Annotated in this window: 18 protein-coding genes; 8 read left to right on the top strand and 10 right to left on the bottom strand. The window is 41.2% G+C overall.

The window, feature by feature from the left end; genetic code table 11:
* Window positions 1-115: 115 nt before the first annotated feature.
* Together V7L31_RS13870 and V7L31_RS13865 are read left to right on the top strand one after the other, a co-directional pair.
* Window positions 116-1,273 carry an FIST signal transduction protein gene (locus V7L31_RS13870; RefSeq protein ID WP_334696758.1) on the top strand — a complete coding sequence of 386 codons (1,158 nt, stop codon included), beginning with the start codon at window positions 116-118 and terminating at the stop codon, window positions 1,271-1,273.
* Between the two features lie 7 nt (window positions 1,274-1,280).
* The gene (locus V7L31_RS13865; protein ID WP_334696757.1) at window positions 1,281-2,360 is read left to right on the top strand and encodes a sensor histidine kinase; all 1,080 of its coding nucleotides are present in this window, start codon (window positions 1,281-1,283) and stop codon (window positions 2,358-2,360) included.
* A 203-nt stretch (window positions 2,361-2,563) separates the two neighbouring features.
* On the opposite strand, the gene V7L31_RS13860 is transcribed toward V7L31_RS13865, so the two are convergent.
* Complete coding sequence (locus V7L31_RS13860; protein WP_334696756.1) at window positions 2,564-3,922, bottom strand: sensor histidine kinase; 1,359 nt, start codon at window positions 3,920-3,922, stop codon at window positions 2,564-2,566.
* Window positions 3,923-4,182: 260 nt separating this feature from the next.
* Here V7L31_RS13860 and V7L31_RS13855 point away from each other — a divergent pair, with 260 nt between their 5' ends.
* Together V7L31_RS13855 and V7L31_RS13850 are read left to right on the top strand one after the other, a co-directional pair.
* A complete protein-coding gene (locus tag V7L31_RS13855; RefSeq protein ID WP_334696755.1) occupies window positions 4,183-4,974 on the top strand; it encodes a Uma2 family endonuclease in 792 nt (263 codons plus the stop codon).
* Between the two features lie 100 nt (window positions 4,975-5,074).
* The gene (locus tag V7L31_RS13850) at window positions 5,075-6,244 is read left to right on the top strand and encodes an S-layer homology domain-containing protein (RefSeq protein WP_334696754.1); all 1,170 of its coding nucleotides are present in this window, start codon (window positions 5,075-5,077) and stop codon (window positions 6,242-6,244) included.
* Window positions 6,245-6,537: 293 nt separating this feature from the next.
* Here V7L31_RS13850 and V7L31_RS13845 read toward each other — a convergent pair whose 3' ends face one another.
* Complete coding sequence (locus V7L31_RS13845; protein ID WP_334696753.1) at window positions 6,538-6,975, bottom strand: CAAD domain-containing protein; 438 nt, start codon at window positions 6,973-6,975, stop codon at window positions 6,538-6,540.
* A gap of 1,258 nt (window positions 6,976-8,233) precedes the next feature.
* Here V7L31_RS13845 and V7L31_RS13840 point away from each other — a divergent pair.
* Entirely contained in the window at window positions 8,234-9,958 is a 1,725-nt protein-coding gene (locus V7L31_RS13840; protein WP_334696752.1) for a sensor histidine kinase, read from the top strand.
* 75 nt (window positions 9,959-10,033) lie between these two features.
* On the opposite strand, the gene V7L31_RS13835 is transcribed toward V7L31_RS13840, so the two are convergent.
* The 4 genes from V7L31_RS13835 to V7L31_RS13820 all read right to left on the bottom strand — a co-directional run bounded on the left by V7L31_RS13835 (window position 10,034) and on the right by V7L31_RS13820 (window position 12,651).
* The gene (locus V7L31_RS13835; RefSeq protein ID WP_334696751.1) at window positions 10,034-10,747 is read right to left on the bottom strand and encodes a carbonic anhydrase; all 714 of its coding nucleotides are present in this window, start codon (window positions 10,745-10,747) and stop codon (window positions 10,034-10,036) included.
* 16 nt (window positions 10,748-10,763) lie between these two features.
* Complete coding sequence (locus V7L31_RS13830) at window positions 10,764-11,075, bottom strand: P-II family nitrogen regulator (RefSeq protein WP_334696750.1); 312 nt, start codon at window positions 11,073-11,075, stop codon at window positions 10,764-10,766.
* 4 nt (window positions 11,076-11,079) lie between these two features.
* Entirely contained in the window at window positions 11,080-12,048 is a 969-nt protein-coding gene (locus V7L31_RS13825) for a sodium-dependent bicarbonate transport family permease (RefSeq protein ID WP_334696749.1), read from the bottom strand.
* A gap of 426 nt (window positions 12,049-12,474) precedes the next feature.
* The gene (locus tag V7L31_RS13820) at window positions 12,475-12,651 is read right to left on the bottom strand and encodes a hypothetical protein (RefSeq protein WP_334696748.1); all 177 of its coding nucleotides are present in this window, start codon (window positions 12,649-12,651) and stop codon (window positions 12,475-12,477) included.
* Here V7L31_RS13820 and pcrA point away from each other — a divergent pair.
* A complete protein-coding gene (gene pcrA, locus V7L31_RS13815) occupies window positions 12,638-14,965 on the top strand; it encodes a DNA helicase PcrA (protein ID WP_334696747.1) in 2,328 nt (775 codons plus the stop codon). The genes V7L31_RS13820 and pcrA overlap by 14 nt on opposite strands.
* 293 nt (window positions 14,966-15,258) lie before the next feature.
* Here pcrA and V7L31_RS13810 read toward each other — a convergent pair whose 3' ends face one another.
* From V7L31_RS13810 to V7L31_RS13800, 3 genes are all read right to left on the bottom strand, one after another.
* Window positions 15,259-15,552: an antibiotic biosynthesis monooxygenase family protein gene (locus tag V7L31_RS13810; RefSeq protein WP_292842315.1), complete on the bottom strand. Its 294-nt coding sequence runs from the start codon at window positions 15,550-15,552 to the stop codon at window positions 15,259-15,261.
* 74 nt (window positions 15,553-15,626) lie between these two features.
* Entirely contained in the window at window positions 15,627-16,127 is a 501-nt protein-coding gene (locus V7L31_RS13805) for a hypothetical protein (protein ID WP_334696746.1), read from the bottom strand.
* 603 nt (window positions 16,128-16,730) lie between these two features.
* Window positions 16,731-17,138 carry a universal stress protein gene (locus V7L31_RS13800; RefSeq protein ID WP_334696802.1) on the bottom strand — a complete coding sequence of 136 codons (408 nt, stop codon included), beginning with the start codon at window positions 17,136-17,138 and terminating at the stop codon, window positions 16,731-16,733.
* An 89-nt stretch (window positions 17,139-17,227) separates the two neighbouring features.
* On the opposite strand from V7L31_RS13800, the gene V7L31_RS13795 reads away from it, so the two are divergent.
* Both V7L31_RS13795 and V7L31_RS13790 read left to right on the top strand, forming a co-directional pair.
* Entirely contained in the window at window positions 17,228-18,430 is a 1,203-nt protein-coding gene (locus tag V7L31_RS13795) for a phosphoglycerate kinase (RefSeq protein ID WP_334696745.1), read from the top strand.
* Window positions 18,431-18,577: 147 nt separating this feature from the next.
* On the top strand, window positions 18,578-19,165 hold the full coding sequence (locus tag V7L31_RS13790; RefSeq protein WP_334696744.1) for an NUDIX hydrolase: 588 nt from the start codon (window positions 18,578-18,580) through the stop codon (window positions 19,163-19,165).
* A 176-nt stretch (window positions 19,166-19,341) separates the two neighbouring features.
* On the opposite strand, the gene V7L31_RS13785 is transcribed toward V7L31_RS13790, so the two are convergent.
* Entirely contained in the window at window positions 19,342-20,445 is a 1,104-nt protein-coding gene (locus V7L31_RS13785; RefSeq protein WP_334696743.1) for a septal ring lytic transglycosylase RlpA family protein, read from the bottom strand.
* Between the last annotated feature and the right edge of the window lie 430 nt (window positions 20,446-20,875).

Genomic DNA, 20,875 nt, shown 5'->3' with positions numbered 1-20,875 from the left:
TTGCAGATGAATTGAGATTTAGTTCAAGTAAGTGGGAAGTCTAAGTGTAGGTTGCTGGGTGCTGATATCCCAATTGGATCAGCTACCTGGTCTTTAAACTTACAATGAGGTAGTTGTGTTTCGAGTTGTTGTTGGCCATAGCGACGATCCTGATTCTCAAAATGCGATCGCTGAAGTTCTTGAAGAATGTAGCCGTTCTCTTGCCGACTTCCTTCCCCAAGCTGGAATTTTATTCACTGCTATAGATTTTGACCATGCGTTAATTTTGCAACGCATCCAAGATGCTTTTCCCGGAATTGAGTTGATTGGTGGAACTACAAATGGAGAAATCTCTTCAATTCTGGAGTTTCAGCAAGATTCTCTAACCTTAATGCTGTTTGCTAGCGATGAAGTGGAAATTCGCTCAGGGATTGGCCGAGGAGTATCCAAAAATCCAGCCCTTGCAGCCCAAGAAGCGATCGCCCAAGCTCAGGCAAAAAGTACATCTGTACCCCAATTGTGCCTTACCTTTCCCGATAGTCTAACCAGCAATGGGGTTTTCATTGTAGAAGCTTTAAAACAAAGCCTGGGAGAACATATTCCCATCATTGGGGGAATGACTGCCGATGACTATACCTTTGACAAAACCTACCAATTCTTCCAGGGTGAAGTATTGAGTGATTCAGTTCCAGTACTGCTATTCTCTGGAAAACTACTATTTTCTCACGGAGTTGCCTGTGGTTGGAATCCCATTAGTCAACGTAGCCGTATAACTAAAGTGGATGGTAACGTCGTTTATGAAATTGATGGACAGCGTGCCTTAGATTTCTATCGGCATTATCTCGGTGAAGAAAGATTTGCATCCAATTATGCCATCTATGCTCTGGCAGTTTTTGAGGATCGAGATCATTTCTATTTGCGCGCACCCAATGGCTACGATCAACAGTCTGGTAGCGTGAAGTTCTTCTTAGATATTCCTGAGCAGGCAGTTGTACAAATCACCGATGCGACTCGTGATAATATTCTGTCCGCTTCTGAAACATCTTTGAAAAATGCTCTTGCCGATTATCCCGGTGTGGAGCCAACAGCAGCATTACTTATTTCTTGTGCAGCCCGTCGGCGAATTCTGGGAACTTTAGCAAGAGTTGAATATCAGCTTGTCAAAACTCATTTACCAAAGGCATTACCTTGTTGTGGTTTCTATGCTTATGGTGAAATTGCTCCTATAGTGGGTGGAGGTCAAACCCAAATTCATAATAAAACGTTTGTAACACTGTTAGTAGGGACAAAATAATTAGTGTATGGAGAACCAAGACAATTCCATACAAATCCAAGAGTTGGAAAAAGCAAACCGCATTTTGCGGAAAAAGCTGGAACGCAGCGAAAATGAACGCCGCCAGCTAGAAATTGACATTGAAACAAAAGAGTTTTTACTTAAGAAAGTCATTTGTGAGTTAGAAGACTCTCAAATAGACTTGCAGCAAAGAGGCCAAGAGTTAGAAAATACTTTAGATAGTTTGCATAAAATGCAGGCTCAAATAATTCAAAGCGAAAAGATGTCTGCCCTTGGTCAAATGGTGGCTGGAATTGCACATGAAATCAACAATCCGGTTAGCTTTATTTATGGAAATCTCAGCTATATCAGCCAATACACTCATGACTTATTACGACTTGTCCAACTTTATCACCGTTACGTCCCCAACCCACCTGCTGAAATTCAGACCGAACGCAAAACCATCGATTTAGAGTTTCTAGAAAAAGACGCAATTATGGTATTGCACTCAATGAATATCGGGACGGAGCGGATTCGAGAGATTGTGCTGTCACTGCGTAACTTCTCACGCCTAGATGAAACTGAGTGCAAAGCGGTGGATATTCATGAAGGCATCGACAATACTTTGATGATTTTGCAGCACCGCCTGAAAGCCACTGATAAAAGCCCAGGGGTTCAAATTATCAGAGAATACGGCAATTTATCTCATGTAGAGTGCTACGCCGGTCAGCTAAACCAAGTGTTTATGAATATTCTAGTAAATGCGCTCGATGCCCTCGAAGAACTCAATGTCAAACGAACTTATCAGGAAATCCGGGATAATCCCAGTCGTATCATGATTCGTACCTCTGTGGTTGATTTGCAATGGGTAAAAATTGCGATCGCAGACAATGGTTCTGGAATTCCTGAATCTATTCAAAAACAGATTTTCAATCCATTCTTCACAACCAAACCTGTCGGTAAGGGCACAGGAATGGGCATGGCTATCAGCTATCAAATCATCACCGAAAAACATCGCGGTAAGTTAGAATTTTTTTCGACACCTGAAAAAGGAACGGAGTTTGTGATTCAAATTCCTATCCAGCAGGAAGGTTGGCCAGTAATCTAACACAACGTTAATTCGTAATTCTTAATGGGCTACGCCACGTGCGCTAAGGGACTGACAAATAAAAAAATATCCAATTAACTCTTGTGGGGTGGGCGACACGAGAGCCATATAAACTGGGCGGGCAGGATGCCCACCCCACAATATTGGATAATTTATTTCTTGGAATTCCCTAAAATAATTCGTAATTCGTAATTTAGAATAAATCAAACTAAAGGCAATAAAATTTCAAATTTTGTACCTATATCAATCTGTGAATTAAAACTCAATTTACCGCCATGTCTCACAGTAATAATTCGATAACTTAATGCTAAACCAGTATTTTTACCATTCTTTGTATCAAGAGAAAAAGACTCTGTAATTTGCTGTTGTAATTCTTCAGACATTCCAGAGCCATTATCAGCAATGCGAATTAAAACCCAGCGAGAATCTGGTGCATCTGGGTTGCTTGCTTCTTGTGATATAACTTCTGTGGTAATTTCAATTCGGGGTTTTTGAACAGTCTTTGTCTCTTCTAAATGTAACTGCTGTCGCACTGCTTCATTGAGTAAAGTATCCACAACTTCACTTAGAATATTCATCAAAACCTGGTTTAATTGCCCCATAAAGCAATATACTGGAGGCAATTGACCGTAGTATTTGACGATTTCAATTTCTCCTTGAAGACGACTATTAATTAGTAAAATAATGCTATCTATACAGGCGTGTAAATCTACTGGTTTGGGAAAAAGTTCATCTATATGACAGAAGTTTTGCAAGCTAGTAACGAGTTTTTTTAATCTTTCCGCTCCCGTGCGAATACTAGCAAGCGATCGCGACAAATCTTGCTCTAAAAAATCAAATTCAATTTCTTCTTTAATCTCATTAATTGCCTGAGAAACTGATGGCAACTCTCGATCGTAAGCGGCTATGAGTTTGAGTAAATCTTGACTGTAGTTTGAAACATAAATTATGTTACCCCAAATAAAACCCACTGGGTCTAAAACTTCGTGGGCTACGCCGTCTACTAAACGCCCCAAATTGGCCATTTTATCATTTTGAATCATTTGGGCTTGACTGCGTTCATAGCGGATCAGATTGTCGATTCCTCGAATTTGCCAAGAAATAATATTCAATTCTTGGACATCCAACAATCTATAAGCACCAGATTCGGTTTCTACTACAATTGGTTCTGCTAATAATTCTGGCGATCGCTTTAAGCTAAGTTGCATTGTAGTTAAAATCGATGTTGTATCAGCAACTAGCAAAATCGGTGTCCGCGCATAGCTGTAGAGAACAGCTAATGATTGCTGAACAAATAACTCTTGTCCGAATGGGCGAATCAAAAATTCGAGCAATCGCCGCCGCGAAATCATCCCAATGAATTCTCCCTGTTCTACCAAAATTACTCCTGGTAGCAAGGGATATTTTTCCAAAAAACTAGCCACTTCTATACCAGTGTGGCTGATTTCCACCGAGAAGTTATACATTGGTAGCTCTTGGAGGCTTGAATCTAAATCAAGATCGCGATCGCTACCCTCAGACAAAAATGGCGGTGAGATTTGGCAACTGAATTCTTCTGGCACTAGACACCCTGATTTTTTCAAAGACAGGTAAAGAATAAGTTAATATTTTACATTCTGCCACCCTCAAAATCTGATTTTAGTTTAGGTATCTAATAATACTAGTTTTCTGTCAAGCTGAAAATCGTTCTCAAGCGATTAGAAGTCATTGGCGTGTGATTTATAATCTGGGTGGAGAATATTAGAAAGCGATGTCTACGACGGGCTACGCCTACGCAAGCTAAACTAAAAATAACCTTTAAGAAGAGTGCAAAGGTAGCGTTATGACCTCTGTAACCAATCCACCCAACGCTCTCACTCCTTTCCCATTCCCGGATCATACTCAACTTCCTGAGTCCAATGGTACTTTTGTGAAGAATTGGCAAGAGCATCCTCAAAGCATCCTACTAACTGACTCTATTACACCCATCCTCAAACAATTAAATCCTGAAGGTGAATACTGTATAGGGCAAGACTTAGGCATTTACTGGCGCTTAACCGATCCCCTTGAAAAAGGCGCAGAAGCACCAGATTGGTTTTATGTACCGAATGTACCATTTTTGCTCAATGGGCAAACGCGACGTTCTTATGTGATGTGGCGAGAGTTTATTGCCCCGTTGATTGTCTTAGAATTTGTCTCTGGGGACGGTAGTGAAGAACGGGATAAAACTCCTTTAAAGGGTAAATTTTGGATTTATGAGCAAGTGATTCGTCCTGCCTTCTACGGCATTTATGAAGCGAGTAAAGCCAACCTAGAAGTTTATCATCTAATTGAAGGACAGTATCAAGTTTTACCAGCAAATGAACGAGGACATTATCCTATAGTTGCTTTGGGTGTTGAATTAGGTTTATGGCAGGGAGTTTATCAGAATGTGGAATTACCCTGGCTGCGTTGGTGGGATTTAGAAGGTAATTTGTTGTTGAGTGGCGATGAAAGAGCAGAACAGGAATCCCAAAGAGCAGAACAGGAATCCCAAAGAGCAGAACAGGAATCCCAAAGAGCCGAACAGGAACGCCAAAGAGCCGATCGCCTAGCTGCCCAATTGCGATCGCTCGGCATTGAACCAGAAACCTGATATTTTTCTATAAATTAGGAATTAAAAGGGCTGGTGTAAAAGAGTCATCTGTGGCTTAATTTGTTTAGACACAAATTTTACTGCTACCAGGGTAATCACGATGACAAATAGACCTCCTTCTGAACCGGAGTCATCTCAAAAAACTGCCCTTGGCTTTGATGAATTTATAGCCATTCTGATTGCATTTAGCACTGTTGGAGCGATTCTTTTTTGGTCATTGTCTCGCAGAGATTCTAGCTGGAACTTAAACGGGCTGCTGTTGCCTTCTGCCACACCATCTTCTAGTGTTCAACCAAATCAAGTATTGCCCTCTCCTAATGCCAAAGTAGAACCTTATGTAGTCCCCCGCAACGTTCCCTATTCTCCACCTGAGGCTGTTGTTAAACCCACCACACCCGCATTTCCAAAGAACAGCGCAACTCCTTGGGGCACAGTATTACCATCTGTTCTGGTAATTCCAACTCAATCTCCACAAGTACAAACACCTGTATCTCCTTCAACAGAAATTGAGTCATCAATTAAATCATCAGCTTTGCCTTTAGTCACTCCAGCAAGACCAAAATCAATCATTCCACCGCCAATTGCATTTAACGATGTGCCCGATAATTTTTGGAGTCGGCGTTTTATAGATGTTCTTTCTGCCCGTGGAATTCTCAAAGGGTTTCCTGATTATTCTTTTAGACCAAATCAGCCTGTAAACCGTGCTGAATTTGCTGCCATACTAGAAAAAGCCTTTGACCAAGAACCGTCTAAGACTGCGATCGCATTTCAAGATGTACCAACAAAATTCTGGGCAACTCCAGCAATTAACCAAGCCATCAGCGCCGGATTTCTCAAAGGCTACCCGAAAAAAAGCTTCAAACCACAACAAAATATCTCACGAGTACAAGTTTTAGTTGCCCTTGTCAGTGGGTTAAATTTAAAAGCCCCCACTTCCCCAAATCAGATTATTAGTGTCTATAAAGATGCTAAAGATATTCCACCTTATGCTGTAGCTAAAATTGCCGCTGCTACAACCAATGGTCTAGTAGTTAACTATCCAAATCCCCAAATCCTCGATCCCAACAAAGTAGCTAGTCGGGCGGAAGTGGCGGCGATGATTCATCAAGCTTTAGTAAAACGGGGCAAATTGGAGGCAATTACATCTCCTAATATAGTGCGTAGACCTAGCCCGCCGCAGGCATCGCCCAAAATATCTCCAGAATTTCCACAGGCTCCAAAAGCGAACCCAAAGGGTAAATTGTCCACTGGAGGCTCGTCTCAACAATAATTCATATTGACGCTCTCTACGAGACGCTAAAAGCGAACGAATACTCGCTACCGCTACGCTAACGTAATTCGTAATACTTGCCTCTGGCGAGAAGCAAGCTACATAATTCGTAATTAAAGCAAGGGCAAAAGAAGCGAGTTCTATACGAATTGTTAATGAACTTAGTAGGGTATTTTGAGAGAAGCCTGAACGCCGTAAATAGGCCTTCAGGCTTCGCTAATTTGGAATTAGAGCGTACTCTTACACAGAAGTAAGCTACGCGTGGAGTCTCATAGAGAAGCGATAATTAGATATTAAGCTTCTGGAATTTCTTTACCAACAACTTGTGATTTAAGAGTGGTGATTTCAGTAGTTAACTCTTTCCTGGTTGAAGCTTTGAGTAAATAGCGGTAAACAAACCAGGCAGAGTAACCAATACCGATCAACTCGAAAGTAGGGGCTACCAAAGGAATATCATTCAAAGCATCTAATATTGCCAAAAGGACTTTAACGGCAACAATTGATCCCACAATTAAACCAACTGTTACCAGGGGTTGCTTATATTGATTAAAGAAGCCTCCCACATATTCAGGCAATGTTGCTAAAAAGGTGGAAATTTGCTCCCCGTATTTTACCCACTCGTCTTGAGGCTGTGCCGGAGGCTGGAGTTTGGTGATGGTTCCCGTTTGGGTGTTGATCTCTGCCACTGTAGTGTCTTTGGATGCGGTTTCGGTAAATTCTTGTTCTGGCATTTTCACTCCTATTAATTTGACAGTTGAGTTTTTCTAATCTGGATAATTACAACCAAAAGGGTGTTGATTAGGTAATGCACAAGTGCATCAGTACAATTGGGTGAAGGACACAAAAGGGTTTTAGTGTCCTTTAACCATAATTGCCCCTTAATATCTACTGCATCAACTACAAGGTAGATAGTCAGTAGGAGGATAGAACTCAGAAGGCAGTAGGATGTATTATAATCAACTTCCTGAGTTCTATTTTTTGGAATCAACTGGAATCCTCAAGTTGTGATTATCCCATTCCGTGTCATTTGCTCATAATCGTACTAAATCTAAGTACAAATCATGCAAAAAAAAGTCCACCTCTCATTTATATAAGCCTAGAAGCCGATTTTATCTGATATTTAAGCTATCTTAAGCCGGGTTCGTCAATTAACCTATTCGTATTGATATTAATACGTAATAAAAGTTTTTGTGTGTTCACAGATACTAGACATTTAAACTATTTTATGATATGTGTGCCTGGGTAGGGAAGCAGAGGAGTAGGGAAGAAATAACTAAACCTCATCTATGTTGAAACCTAGAGTTTTTTAAAAGATATATTTATGTAGGTTGGGTGGAGTGAAACGCAACCCAACATTACCACCAAATTTTATGTTGGGTTACGCTATCGCTGCACCCAACCTACAAAACTACGGTTCTCAAGGTAGACGAGGTTTAAGGGAACTCCAAGAAATAAATTATCCAATATTGTGGGGTGGGCGACACGAGCGCCTTATGGACTGGGCTCTCGTGTCGCCCACCCCACAAGAGTTAATTGGATATTTTTTTATTTGTAAGTCCCTAATGTCCAATATCCAATGCCCAATACCCAAGAATTATCAAACTTTTGTTTTTTTCCTGATTGTATTAATTTTATAAGGAAGCAGTAAGGTAGAGTAATGACGTAAGTGATGGCAAAAACTCATTGCTATCAACCAACATATTGAGGAAAGTAGTATGGTAAGGAGAAGACGCTTTCAGACAGGCCTTTAGTGCAGAAAACTATATCGTTGCTCCTGACAAAATTAAATTCTGTTTGTCATAGCAATTTTACTTAGTAAAAATGCTGCAAAAAATACTCGTACAGTATAAGGCTATGCTATTTATCTAGTAAGCAATGATTTTCTCTTGCGATAAAAGAAGATAATGTAGATGTTAATGCCTAATTGAAGTGTTTGCACAAGCTAGGCTAATTTAATTATTTTTGTGGGAAGGCAAGGAGGTTTGAGAAATGCCAACTCAAAAGCCAACCCCTATTGACAGCAGTTCAGAAAGCAAAAAAGTGTCAGCCGAAGAGCAATCGACAGACGAACTCCCAACTATAGAATTTCCCTCACGAGGGAAACTCAAAGCTAGTTCTTGGCGCATCCATCAAAAAATTGGCTATGGGTACTTTGTAGCTATCGGAATTGGCTTTTTTGGCTCACTGACTGGGTTAGTGATTGCTAATTACTACCGGGGAAAGGAAGTTAGACAATTCAACCAAGCTTATGAACAAGGGCAACTACTGAGTAATTATAAAGATGCAGTAGTCGGGGCACAATTACATAGCTCTAACCTAGTTGCTGTATTAGAAAATTCACAACAACTGCAAAGTAAAAAAGCTGATTTTTTGAAGAATGTTGAAAAAGCCAAGCAACTAGAGTCAAAAATTGGCGGATTTATCGATAGTAAGCCTAAAAGACTAGCAGCAACAAGTTCGACTTTACAGACGTTATTGCTAGATTACAAGAATAATTTAAAAGCCTACGTTGACCAAATAGAAGTAGTATTACAGAAAATTGACTCTAAAAAAGTGCAGTCTCAGCAGATTGACTCTGCCCGATCGCAGTTATTAGCAATTATGCGTGGTGAAACAGCCATGCGACTAGACCAGCTTTCGCAAAACTTAACTAATATCCTGCAAACTGCTGAAGATCAAGAGCAAGAAAGGCAAAAAGCGGTTGAGGAAGCAAAAATAGTTGAGCGATTCATTGTGATCTTGAGTATGCTGGTTTCGGTAGCGATCGCAGCTATTGTCGCTTGGCGTACCAGTCGAGCGATCGCTGAACCAGTTATCACTGTAACCCAAGTAGCTGAACAAGTTGCCAGGAAACATAATTTCGATTTACGAGCGCCTGTCACCACTGAAGATGAAATTGGGCTACTTGCCAAATCTCTAAATCGTTTGATTGAGCGAGTATCTGAGCGAACAAAAGAACTACAACAAGCTAAAGAACTAGCCGAAGCTGCTAGCAAGGCAAAAAGCGTATTTTTAGCCAATGTCAGCCACGAATTACGCACACCATTAAATGCTGTCATTGGCTTAAGCCAACTACTAGAAGACGACGCTACCGATCTTGGTTTATCGGCAGACTTTATCACAGACTTAGAAACAATTAACGCTGCTGGTAAGCATCTACTGCACCTGATTAACGAAATTCTCGACTTGTCAAAAATTGAAGCGGGGAAAATGACCCTTTATCCTGAGACATTCGAGATTGCGACGCTGATTCATAATATTGTTCTCACAGTCAAACCAGCTATCGAAAAAAATGCCAATGTTTTAGAAGTAAATTTTGATGAACAACTTGGCACAATGTACGCCGATCAAACTAGAATGCGGCAGGTATTGTTAAACCTACTCAGCAACGCCAGTAAATTCACTACAAACGGCAAGGTGACGCTGACAGTCAACAGAGAAAAGGATGAAGTACGATTGGATGCTCCTTTAGGTATGATTACTTTTACCGTGACCGACACCGGTATAGGTATGTCTAACCGTCAACAGCAGCAGTTATTTCAACCTTTTACCCAGGGTGATACCTCGACTACGAAAAAGTATGGAGGTACGGGACTAGGTTTAGCAATTAGCCACCACTTTTGCCAGATGATGGGTGGTGAAATTATTGTCAAAAGTCAGCCGGGAATTGGCTCTACTTTTACTATCCGTCTGCCAATGACTGTGCAGGATTGAATTGGGGATTGGGGACTGGGGATGAGGGATAATAATGAGGTAATATTTTCTTTCTCTGCTCCCTCATCTGCCGAATTAAGTAATAATAGTTACTCTCCCGGTATCCAAATCGTAACGACCGCCGACAATTTTCAATTTGCCGGACTCTACCTGCTCAGTTAAAAGCTTTGAGTGCTTTAACCGTTCAATTTGATATTGCACATTTGCCACCACAGCGTTTTCAACTGCATCACCTGGTTGACTCTTGACCTTTTCTACAGCTGGCTTAATTGCCTTCACAAAAGTACTAATATCACCGAGTAACGATTCGTTTTGGACAGCGGCGGTAACAGCCCCACAACGCTCATGGCCCATTACCATCAGCAACGGAGAACCTAATAAGACAACCGCATATTCAATACTGCCGATCGCTTCATGTGTGGCAATATTTCCGGCAATCCGCACATCAAAAATATCCCCAATGCCTTGATCGAAAACAATTTCTGCGGGGACTCGTGAATCAGCACAACTGAGAATAGTTGCAAATGGATGTTGAGCTTGGGAAACTTCCTGCAACCGCAGCGCAGATTGATCGGGGTATTGGGGATGATGATTGACAAATCGCTGATTTCCCTCGATCAGCTTTTGCAAAGCTGCATCGGGACTGAGGGATTCAGGGGAAGTTGAGGGGATTTCGGCAGCTTTCGCCTGTTCTACCCGCCAGAGTAAATCGCTGGCAGATAGCATCATCCCAAATGCTCCGGTCATTCCCAACTTCAAAAAGTCACGACGTTCTATGAAATTTTTCATTGAATTTATAACTCTCTTACAGAGACGCGATACATCTGACAGAGCGAATTTCCATCACATCGGAAACGTAACAAGTACCTCCGAATTTATTCAGGAGTGGTCTGAGATTTTCGACAACACGCTTGAGTTCTTCTGGCATACAAAATGCGAGGATGTAAACATTATCAAGCATGGTCATGTCTAAATCTTCTGTCGTTCCTCGTAATCCTTTACCAACAACATTTCTAATGACGGCATGACTATGTACACCGGACTTGTCTAAATTATCTAAAATTTTGGCAAGCTCAAAGGAGTTGGCGATAATTTCTATCCTTTTAACTACGTGCATATTATTACCTCCAGAATAGGTTAATTCCGTAGAGATATAGCGGAATTCCCACAATAATATTGAACGGAAATGTGACTGCTAGAGCGGTGGAAACATATAGGCTGGGATTTGCTTCGGGAACAGTCATCCGCATCGCCGCCGGCACAGCAATGTAAGAAGCGCTGGCACACAATACAGCGAATAACAGCGAATTTCCCGGAGGCATACCGATGAATTTGGCGATCGCTAACCCAATGCCTGCATTGAGTATTGGAATTAGTATGGCAAATAAAATCAGGAAAACTCCGGTTTTTTGCAAGTCTTTAATTCTTCTGGCAGCCACGAGTCCCATATCTAGTAAAAAGAAGGTGAGAATGCCATAAAACAACCCTTGAGCAAAGGGTTCTAATACGTGCCAACCACGTTCTCCTGTCAAGACACCGATTAAAAGGCTACCAACTAGTAGAAAAACTGAACTATTAAGAAATGCTTCTTGCAAAACTTCTGACCAAGCAAACTCTCGCTTCTCATCGGCGGTGAATATACTCACCAAAATCAAACCAACAATGATTGCCGGAGATTCCATCAGGGCAAGAGCTGCTACCATGTAACCATCATACTGAATACCAAGCTCAGTGAGAAAAGCGCCGGCAGTGATGAAAGTGACGGCACTGATAGAACCGTAGGTTGCTGCGATCGCCGCAGCATCATAAGTAGCCAGTTTCCACTTCAGAATAAAAAAGGTGTAAATTGGAACAAAACAAGCCATCAACATTGCTGCCAGGAGTGTTAAAATTACTTCCTGATTCAGTCCGCTTTTGATTAGTTCTACCCCTCCTTTAAAACCAATTGCAAATAGCAAATACAACGAAAGGAGTTTGGGTACTGGTGGGGGAATTTCTAGATCGGACTTGACAAAAACAGCAGTCATGCCTAAAAAGAAAAACAGAATTGGCGGATTCAAAATGTTGGATACAATTAAGCTAAAATCCATATCCACCCCTCTTTATACTGGTAAAACCTGCAATTAAAGAAATTTTTCATCTTTAAAAATTTAACGGTTCAATGATGATGTATCTTGTATTGCTACCTAATGTCAATTGGGTACTCAAAGAGTGAATAGTCTTATTGGTGACTATACTTTCAGTTAGGTATTACAGCATTTTTCAAGCAAATAAACCACGCTCTAGGAAACATTGTCATGTCCCCACGAAAACGTATTGGAGCAATTGATTAATTTAATTGCCCCTACTGTTAACAACAGAACAAGTTAGAGCTTGCTCTTCATGTTTTGATGTTTGATTCCCCGTGGCTGATTTTACGACACAACGCGCCGGAATAACTAGTGGCTAACTTTTCTACGTAGAAAAGTTAACGTATTATCGGGGTAATTCATGAATTGCCCTGAAAATGTTTTGGTCTATGGTTCGCGGATTTTTGGCATAAATACGATAAAGATGATGCCTGACAATCTTTGTTGACCAAGTTTCGTTAGGATGTTGTAACCTGGACAATAGCGACTTTCTATTGATGTGACCCCAGGCGTAGGCGTAGCCCGTCGGAGACATCGCTTTTTCACATCTATGACAACAACCATCGACTTTCTCAGTCACCTTAACCCTAGTCAACGTCAAGCTGTCGAACACTACTGCGGCCCGTTGCTAGTTGTTGCTGGCGCAGGTTCCGGTAAAACACGAGCGCTGACTTATCGTATTGCAAATCTGATTCTGAAACACCGTGTAGATCCAGAAAATATCCTGGCGGTTACTTTTACCAATAAAGCCGCACGGGAGATGAAAGAACGGATTCAACGGCTGTTTGCTGAACAACTGGCAATGAAACAACACGGCCAGCGATTGGATTTGTTAACAGAATATCAACAAACGCTACTGCGATCGCAAGTTTACAAAAACACGATCAAAGATTTATGGTGTGGCACTTTCCACAGTCTATTTTCTCGCATTCTCCGTTTTGATATTGAAAAATATGTAGACGAAAAAGGACGCAAGTGGAATCGCAATTTCTCTATTTTTGATGAATCAGATGTTATCAGTCTGATCAAAGAAATCGTTAATAAAGAGCTAAATTTAGACGATAAGAAGTTTGATGCCCGATCTGTCCGCTACGCTATTAGTAATGCTAAAAACCAAGGTTTATCACCCCAAGAATTTGAGCAAGATCAACCAAATTATCGCGGACGGGTGATTGCCCAAGTTTACAATTTATATCAAGATAAGTTAGCACAAAATAACGCTCTAGACTTTGACGATCTTATTCTTGTACCTACTAGATTATTTCAACAAAACGAGCAGGTATTAGGTTACTGGCATCGCAAGTTTCGTCATATCCTCGTAGATGAATATCAGGATACTAACCGCACTCAGTATCAACTTATTAATTTATTAGTTACCAATGGCGAAACCAAAAAGAGCGAATGGCAATGGGAAAATCGCTCGGTTTTTGTTGTCGGTGATGCAGACCAATCAATTTATAGCTTTCGGATGGCAGATTTCACCATCTTGCTAGGATTTCAGGAAGACTTTGGCGATGGTTTGGTAGATGATGATACCCGGACGATGGTTAAGCTTGAGGAAAACTATCGTTCTTGTGAAAATATTCTGCAAGCGGCTAATGAACTAATTGAAAATAACACCCAACGGATTGATAAAGTCCTGAAAGCGACGCGGGGAACGGGTGAACAGATTACTTGTCATAAAGCCGATGAAGAACTTGCAGAAGCCGCATTTGTAATTAATCAAATTCGTACTTTAGAACAGCAAAATCCAGAGTTGAACTGGGGTAGTTTTGCTATACTTTATCGGACAAATGCCCAATCTCGTCCTTTTGAACAATTGTTAGTAGAAAAACAAATTCCTTACACGGTTGTAGGAGGAATTAAGTTTTATGACCGCAAAGAAATTAAAGATGTCATCGCTTATTTAAGAGCGATAAATAACCCTGCTGATAGAGTCAGTTTATTACGAGTTATTAACACTCCCCGGAGGGGAATTGGTAAAGCAACCATTGATGCTTTAGATAATGCTTCTCAGGAATTGGGGATAACCTTGTGGGAAATTCTCAGTGATGAAACATCAGTTAATACATTAGCTGGAAGGTCTGCAAAAGCGGTAAATAGCTTTGCTAAAATGATTCAAAGTTGGCAAGAACAAATCGCAACAGTTTCCGTTCCTGAGCTTGTAAATATAGTGCTGGAAGACTCTGGTTATATCCAAGATTTGCAAAGCAAAGATACAGATGAAAATGAAGAACGGATAAGAAATGTTCAGGAACTTTACAATGCTGCAATCGAATTTCAAGAAGAAGAAGAAAACGAAGATGTTTCCTTACAAAACTTTCTTAGCGACAAAGCTGTAAATCCTGATGATAAATTAAAAGAAGGACAAACAGCCGTTTCTTTAATGACTTTGCACGCTTCCAAAGGTTTGGAATTTCCCGTGGTGTTTTTGGTGGGATTAGAACAAGGGTTATTTCCCGGATACCGTTCCCTCAGCGATCCTGCGTCTTTGGAAGAAGAACGCCGCTTGTGTTATGTAGGAATTACCCGCGCTCAAGAGAGGTTATTTTTATCACACGCACGGGAACGTCGTTTGTATGGTTCTCGTGAACCTGCGATGCGATCGCAATTTCTCGACGAATTACCAGAAGAATTAATATCTACAAAACGCGCGAGTCGTCAAAGTTATACCAAAACTGCTTCTACTCCCAATGGAAAACAAGACACAACCCAGAATTGGCAAGTAGGCGATCGAGTCTTGCATAAAACTTTTGGTCTCGGTGAAATTACTCATGTTTTCGGAACGGGTAGTAAAATGTCTGTAGCAATTAAATTTGCCAGTCTGGGACAAAAAATTGTTGACCCAAGAGTAGCGCAGTTACAACGAGTAGAGTAGTGAGTGGGTTAAAAATCTTAATTTTCTTTTAGCCCACGTTCGCGTAGCGTCTCGAAGAGAAGGTGGGCTTTGTTTGTGTAGCCGCGAATTCTATGAGACTGTTGGCTAATTAATAGGGGGTCTAACCTATCATTATTACTCTGATTTCAGTCCGTTTCAACGGACTTGAGCTTATTAGCCCGATAATTTATTTCAGGGCGGGAAAACAACGCCAAACCAATGTTTTAGAGGTGAGGGATCAAACCCACCCTGAATTGACCAACAGTCTCATTCTATTCGCTAGAGCTAAAAAACTATATTTCAATTTCTTCAAAGTGTTCAACAATGGGAGATGGATCATAAAAATGATGTAGAAGTTTTTTCCACTCTTGAAACTCGGCAGAACTTCTAAATCCGACAGTATGAGATTCTAAAGTTTCCCATCTGACAAGTAATAAATATTTACCTTTGACTTCTATACATTTATGCAATTCATGTGATAAATATCCGTCCATTGAGGAAATAATTTTAGAAGCTTTTTTGAAAGTAGCTTCAAAATCGGATTCTAAACCGGGTTTAACATGAAGAATAACTGCCTCAAGAATCATATAGTTTTACAGTGAGTATTAAGTTAATGTTATTTAGTATAATATGATGTATACAACGGGCTATGCCATTAAGACTAATTCTTTAGTAAATAGATAATCGCAGCACAAAACTCTTCGTAATATCCTTTATAATCAGTTTCACTGAAGCCTAGAATTAAGTCTTCTCTCTCTTCTTCTGTAATCGTATTAATAATTTCCAATATTGGCTCAATAGATTTTGCACGTAAATTTTTTAGCTTGTCAATATTGAGTGCAACTTTATCAATTGTTGTTTCAGCAGCTAATTGCTTTTGTGAATTATTTGTCGCCAAAATCTGGCCATCATCAGTGTACCTAAAGAACTCAGCACAGTTGACATCTAAAGGTGAAATCATCAGATTGTCATCGTACCATTTATCTTTTATTTTCCCACAATGGAGGTAGTTTTTCACTCTCCCCCCATCCGCAAGAGTTTGCAGTATAGGTAAAAGTAAGGGTGAGTATCGTATGGTAATGTAAAAAAGAATTGTGCAATTGAAGCCAAGGGTAAATGAATCGACTGAGTAAAGAAGACCTAGCACAAAGGTATAAAACATCTCCCCCTCCCTGTGCCCTCTTAATCCTTTTTTGGTGAGGGAAAGTGAACAACTACCTTGAAAGGACTAATAAGTAGGACTTATGCATTGACAAGAAATACCAAATATGGATAAGGTTTTTAACCATATCTTTCGTAAGGGCACAGCATGGTCTATTTCCGTAGTTTACCGCCGTAGGCATCGCAGGATAATTAAGAAAAGCCTGGAAACTCCCTATTTTAGGTAATTCAGCTCACGACGCATTTGTACAGTGCGTAAGTACTAATAAGAATCAAAATGTTTAGGATACTAAGGCAAATTATGTATGAAGATGCGCTAAAGCATATTTGAGTATAAGAAAGAAAAAGTAGATGCGAGGCGGCTTGCCGCAGGCTACCGCCAAGGGAGAAGAACACGTTCGCGCAGCGTCTCGTCAGAGAAGGACACAAAGAAAGAAGATTTTGGATTTTGAATTTACCCCATAGATAAATCTAGGGTATTGGGAGTTTTAGGTTTGGGATTTTCGATTGATTCCACAGATAAATCTAAATCTGCTTGCTCTGTACTATCAAGGAATTATTGGTCAATCTAAAATCCAAAATCCAAAATCCAAAATTGTCTCTGTTAAGGCACAATCAGCACTGGACAAGGAGAAAGGTTAATCACACGAGTAGTAACACTATCATCTGCTCCCTCTTCAGTCAAGCCTAGCCCCCGACAGCCCATGATAATTAAATCGGCCCCAATTTCATCAGCGACATCGCAGATTGTAAAAGCTGGCTTGCCTTTCCTTTCGAGGGTTTCAGATTGAATTCCTTGCCCAGAAAATAAAGATTGGGCATTTTCTAGCAGTTTTGCAACTACCTCTGGTGACACCATCGGATCTGCGCTAGGCGCATCTGGAGGCGGTTCTTCGACTACAGACAGTAGCACCAAGCGACTACTGTACTTTTTGACTACGTTGGTAACAACATCAGCAGCTTCCCGCGTTTCCCGGCTTTGATCGATAGGAAATAGTACTGTCTTAAATATATCTGTCACTTGGGTACCCCTGACTCCGGTAAAATCTTGATGGTTCTACTTTCAAAACAATAACAAAAAGGCAATCAGGAGAGTTTGGTGTGTCCAAAAAAAGTTTAGCAAGTTTATCTTCGGCTGATATCTCTGGGAAACGTGCTTTAGTGCGGGTTGACTTTAATGTGCCGGTGGACGATCAAGGCAACATTACCGACGATACTCGCATTCGCGCCGCTCTACCAACCATCCAAGATTTGACGCAGAAGGGTGCTAAGGTTATTCTCGCCAGCCATTTTGGCCGTCCCAAGGGTGTGGATGACAAATTACGCCTAACTCCCGTTGCCAAGCGTCTGTCGGAGTTACTGGGGCAAGAAGTCATTAAAACTGATGACTCTATTGGTGATGAAGTTGCAGCTAAAGTTGGCGCGTTGCAAAATGGCCAAGTGCTGTTACTCGAAAATGTCCGTTTTTACCCAGAAGAAGAGAAAAACGATCCAGAATTTGCGAAAAAATTGGCAGCTAATGCTGATTTCTATGTAAATGATGCTTTTGGTACTGCACACCGCGCCCATGCTTCTACTGAAGGTGTGACTAAATTCCTCAGCCCTTCTGTGGCTGGATATTTGGTTGAGAAGGAATTGCAATATCTGCAAAATGCCATTGAAAATCCCCAACGTCCTTTAGCGGCAATTATTGGCGGTTCCAAGGTTTCCAGCAAAATTGGTGTGATTGAAACACTGTTGGAGAAGTGCGACAAGCTGATCATCGGCGGTGGAATGATTTTCACATTCTACAAAGCCCGTGGTTTAAATATCGGTAAGTCGTTGGTGGAAGAAGACAAGTTAGAACTAGCGAAATCTTTGGAAGCTAAGGCTAAGGAACGGGGCGTTACCTTCTTGTTACCCACGGATATAGTATCAGCAGATAAGTTTGCTCCTGATGCTAATGCGACAACCGTCAGCATTGAGAACATCCCCGATGATGGTATAGGTTTGGATATTGGCCCAGACTCAATAAAAGTTTTCCAAGAAGCCCTTGCAGATACCAAAACGGTAATTTGGAACGGGCCAATGGGTGTGTTTGAGTTTGATAAGTTTGCAGTAGGTACGGAAGCGATCGCTCATACCCTCGCTGAAATTAGCAAAACTGGCACAACCACCATTATCGGCGGCGGTGACTCGGTAGCGGCTGTGGAAAAGGTTGGTTTAGCAGACCAAATGAGCCACATTTCCACTGGCGGCGGCGCTAGTTTGGAGTTACTTGAAGGCAAGGTGTTGCCTGGAATTGCAGCTTTAGATGATGCGTAAGTAGGAATTGGGGACTGGGGACTAGGGACTGGGAACAAGTTTTCCAAATACCCAACACCCAGTACCCAAGCCCATACATGAGAAAAATATATGCAACCTAAATGGCTGGAATGGGCACAGAAGTTACAAGCGTAGACACGGAGTGGCTTGTCGTCAGACATCGCTCAAAATGGTCTAACCTATTCTGAAGGTGTTTATGATATTGAACGCTATAAACAATTACGAGCGATCGCTACAGAAATTATCGCGACTTACTCAAATGTAGAACACAGCTATGTCCTCGATTTGTTTAGCCGTGAAGTCGGATATGCAACTCCCAAAGTTGATGTGCGTGCAGCAATTTTTCGTGATGAAACTATATTGTTAGTCAAAGAAAGGGCAGATGGCTGCTGGACTTTACCTGGTGGATGGGCTGATGTTGGTGAGTCGCCCAGTGAGGTAGTAGTCAAAGAAGTTTATGAAGAATCTGGATATCAAGCGCGGACTATCAAATTACTAGCAGTCTATGACAGAGACAAACAAGGACATCCACCATTTCCGTTTTATGTCTACAAGCTATTTTTTCACTGCGAAATTATCGGTGGTTCTCCATCAGCAAGTATTGAAACTGAAGAAGTAGGTTTTTTTCCTGAAGATGCGTTACCAGAACTTTCTCTCGGATGTGTGACACCAGCACAAATCACGCGCCTTTTTCAACATTACCGCCAACCAGATTTACCGACAGACTTTGATTAAATGCCTCTGCTTTACAAAAATAATCACCGAATAATTACGATCGCAGGGTTGTCAGTTTCAAGTTGATAAGAACCGCGTAAAGCTTTGCGATCTGTGGAAATCATTTGGTTGAATTAGGGGAACTGTTATGGGGAGTGGGAAGTGGTGATTAACTCTCTTCCCTATTCCCTACTCGATTATTTCCCTAAGACTTCGATATGTACTGGTGCTACGCCGCTACCCATCATTCCCAAAATTCGAGCTGCGCCAGCTGACAAGTCTATAACTCGCCCCCGAATGAATGGGCCTCGATCGTTAATCCGTACTACTACAGAACGACCATTGCTAGTATTGGTTACACGAACTTGCGTACCAAAGGGTAAGCTCCGATGGGCGGCAGTCATCTCTTCTGGATTGAATCTCTGACCGCTAGCGGTACGATTCCCAGAACCATCATAGCCGTAATAGGAGGCCATACCTCTGAAAGAAATTCGTACTCCGCCGACGGAAATCTCTCGTGGCAATTTCGGTATTGATATTGGTAAATTCGCAATTTCTTTTAAGGGAGATGCATTGCCTAGTAGTCTGCGTAGGCGATTGGTTGCTTGCAATGCATCTTGCGCTAGATTGTTGGTGGTACCTGCTAATTGCGTACTTTCATTGATTTCGACCAATTCTTCGCCATTAATTTTGATGACGTAGCGATCGCCATTTTGCCGGACAGGGGCGCTTTTGTTTTGCGCTTGATTAGCAGCTGTAGATTTTTCTCCCGCTTTCCAACTTACGGTAATCTTGCTGCCGTCCACGTTTTCCCGATTTAACTGATTGATTTTAGCGGCTATTATACTAGCTATCTGAACCGGGTCATCGTCAACAGAGCTAATCTGGTTGCTCACAGCCATTGCGTTCTCAGCACTCACTGCTTTTGATGAGTTGTTAGCAATAAGGGCGTACGATTGTACGCCCCCAGTATTTCCAACTTCACCTACTTTTTTACTTTCAAGATTCGTATTTGATACAGAACTCAAAAATGTCAGAACAGGTATATTTTTGATAAAAAGAGTTGCCGCCTTACGTCCTCCAAGGTTGTGAGGATGGATTTCTGCGATCGCAGCATCCAAGGTTTGCTTTCCTGCTGTTGATTGATACTCTCCCACCTTCACCGCATCAGCGATCGGAGCGATAGGTGATTTTTGGGATGCTAGCGCATTCCCTCTAGTGGTTTGAGTACAACCGACTGAGGGTATACCCAAAACAGTCATAAACAGGGCAACAATAGTCCACAAATGTCTTTGATTCATGCGTCCGTTTTTAAAGCGTCTGTAGAACTTAAAAGTTTTATAATTTGCGGGATTTATCACTTTGTAAAAGTAACTTCCCTTCTGAAAACTCGAACTCGTTCCGCTTTCACTTTTTATTTATAACTGCAACAGACTAACATGAACCTTTCGGCTTGGGGATCAGGGTTTTAGCGTAATTATTGGCCACTTTTTCAAATTTCAATTCTCATTTTGAGGGTGAAACCTTTCTCAACTGAGGACTTTAGCTATGTAACGCTTTTTTCGACAAGTCAAAAATTTCTTAAAAAAACTTTACCCTCTTTGCACCCTAAAGTGACGATACCCCATTCAGATTGGTTCTAAAGGCTCGCTACTATCAGTGTATTCTATATCACATGTATTCTCACTATTTCTTATAAGAAGATAATATACGTTTAGTTAAATGGCATCG

The sequence above is a fragment of the Nostoc sp. genome (assembly GCF_036916655.1).
Lineage (GTDB): Bacteria > Cyanobacteriota > Cyanobacteriia > Cyanobacteriales > Nostocaceae > Nostoc.
This window is presented reverse-complemented; position numbering and strand designations above follow the sequence as displayed.

What these genes read in the sequence shown, in the direction of transcription:
- pcrA (WP_334696747.1), top strand. Translation starts at nt 12,638, where the DNA reads ATGACAACAACCATCGACTTTCTCAGTCACCTTAACCCTAGTCAACGT.
- V7L31_RS13845 (WP_334696753.1), bottom strand. Translation starts at nt 6,975, where the DNA reads ATGCCAGAACAAGAATTTACCGAAACCGCATCCAAAGACACTACAGTG.
- V7L31_RS13865 (WP_334696757.1), top strand. Translation starts at nt 1,281, where the DNA reads ATGGAGAACCAAGACAATTCCATACAAATCCAAGAGTTGGAAAAAGCA.
- V7L31_RS13840 (WP_334696752.1), top strand. Translation starts at nt 8,234, where the DNA reads ATGCCAACTCAAAAGCCAACCCCTATTGACAGCAGTTCAGAAAGCAAA.
- V7L31_RS13785 (WP_334696743.1), bottom strand. Translation starts at nt 20,445, where the DNA reads ATGAATCAAAGACATTTGTGGACTATTGTTGCCCTGTTTATGACTGTT.
- V7L31_RS13810 (WP_292842315.1), bottom strand. Translation starts at nt 15,552, where the DNA reads ATGATTCTTGAGGCAGTTATTCTTCATGTTAAACCCGGTTTAGAATCC.
- V7L31_RS13835 (WP_334696751.1), bottom strand. Translation starts at nt 10,747, where the DNA reads ATGAAAAATTTCATAGAACGTCGTGACTTTTTGAAGTTGGGAATGACC.
- V7L31_RS13825 (WP_334696749.1), bottom strand. Translation starts at nt 12,048, where the DNA reads ATGGATTTTAGCTTAATTGTATCCAACATTTTGAATCCGCCAATTCTG.
- V7L31_RS13820 (WP_334696748.1), bottom strand. Translation starts at nt 12,651, where the DNA reads ATGGTTGTTGTCATAGATGTGAAAAAGCGATGTCTCCGACGGGCTACG.
- V7L31_RS13805 (WP_334696746.1), bottom strand. Translation starts at nt 16,127, where the DNA reads ATGTTTTATACCTTTGTGCTAGGTCTTCTTTACTCAGTCGATTCATTT.
- V7L31_RS13830 (WP_334696750.1), bottom strand. Translation starts at nt 11,075, where the DNA reads ATGCACGTAGTTAAAAGGATAGAAATTATCGCCAACTCCTTTGAGCTT.
- V7L31_RS13855 (WP_334696755.1), top strand. Translation starts at nt 4,183, where the DNA reads ATGACCTCTGTAACCAATCCACCCAACGCTCTCACTCCTTTCCCATTC.
- V7L31_RS13850 (WP_334696754.1), top strand. Translation starts at nt 5,075, where the DNA reads ATGACAAATAGACCTCCTTCTGAACCGGAGTCATCTCAAAAAACTGCC.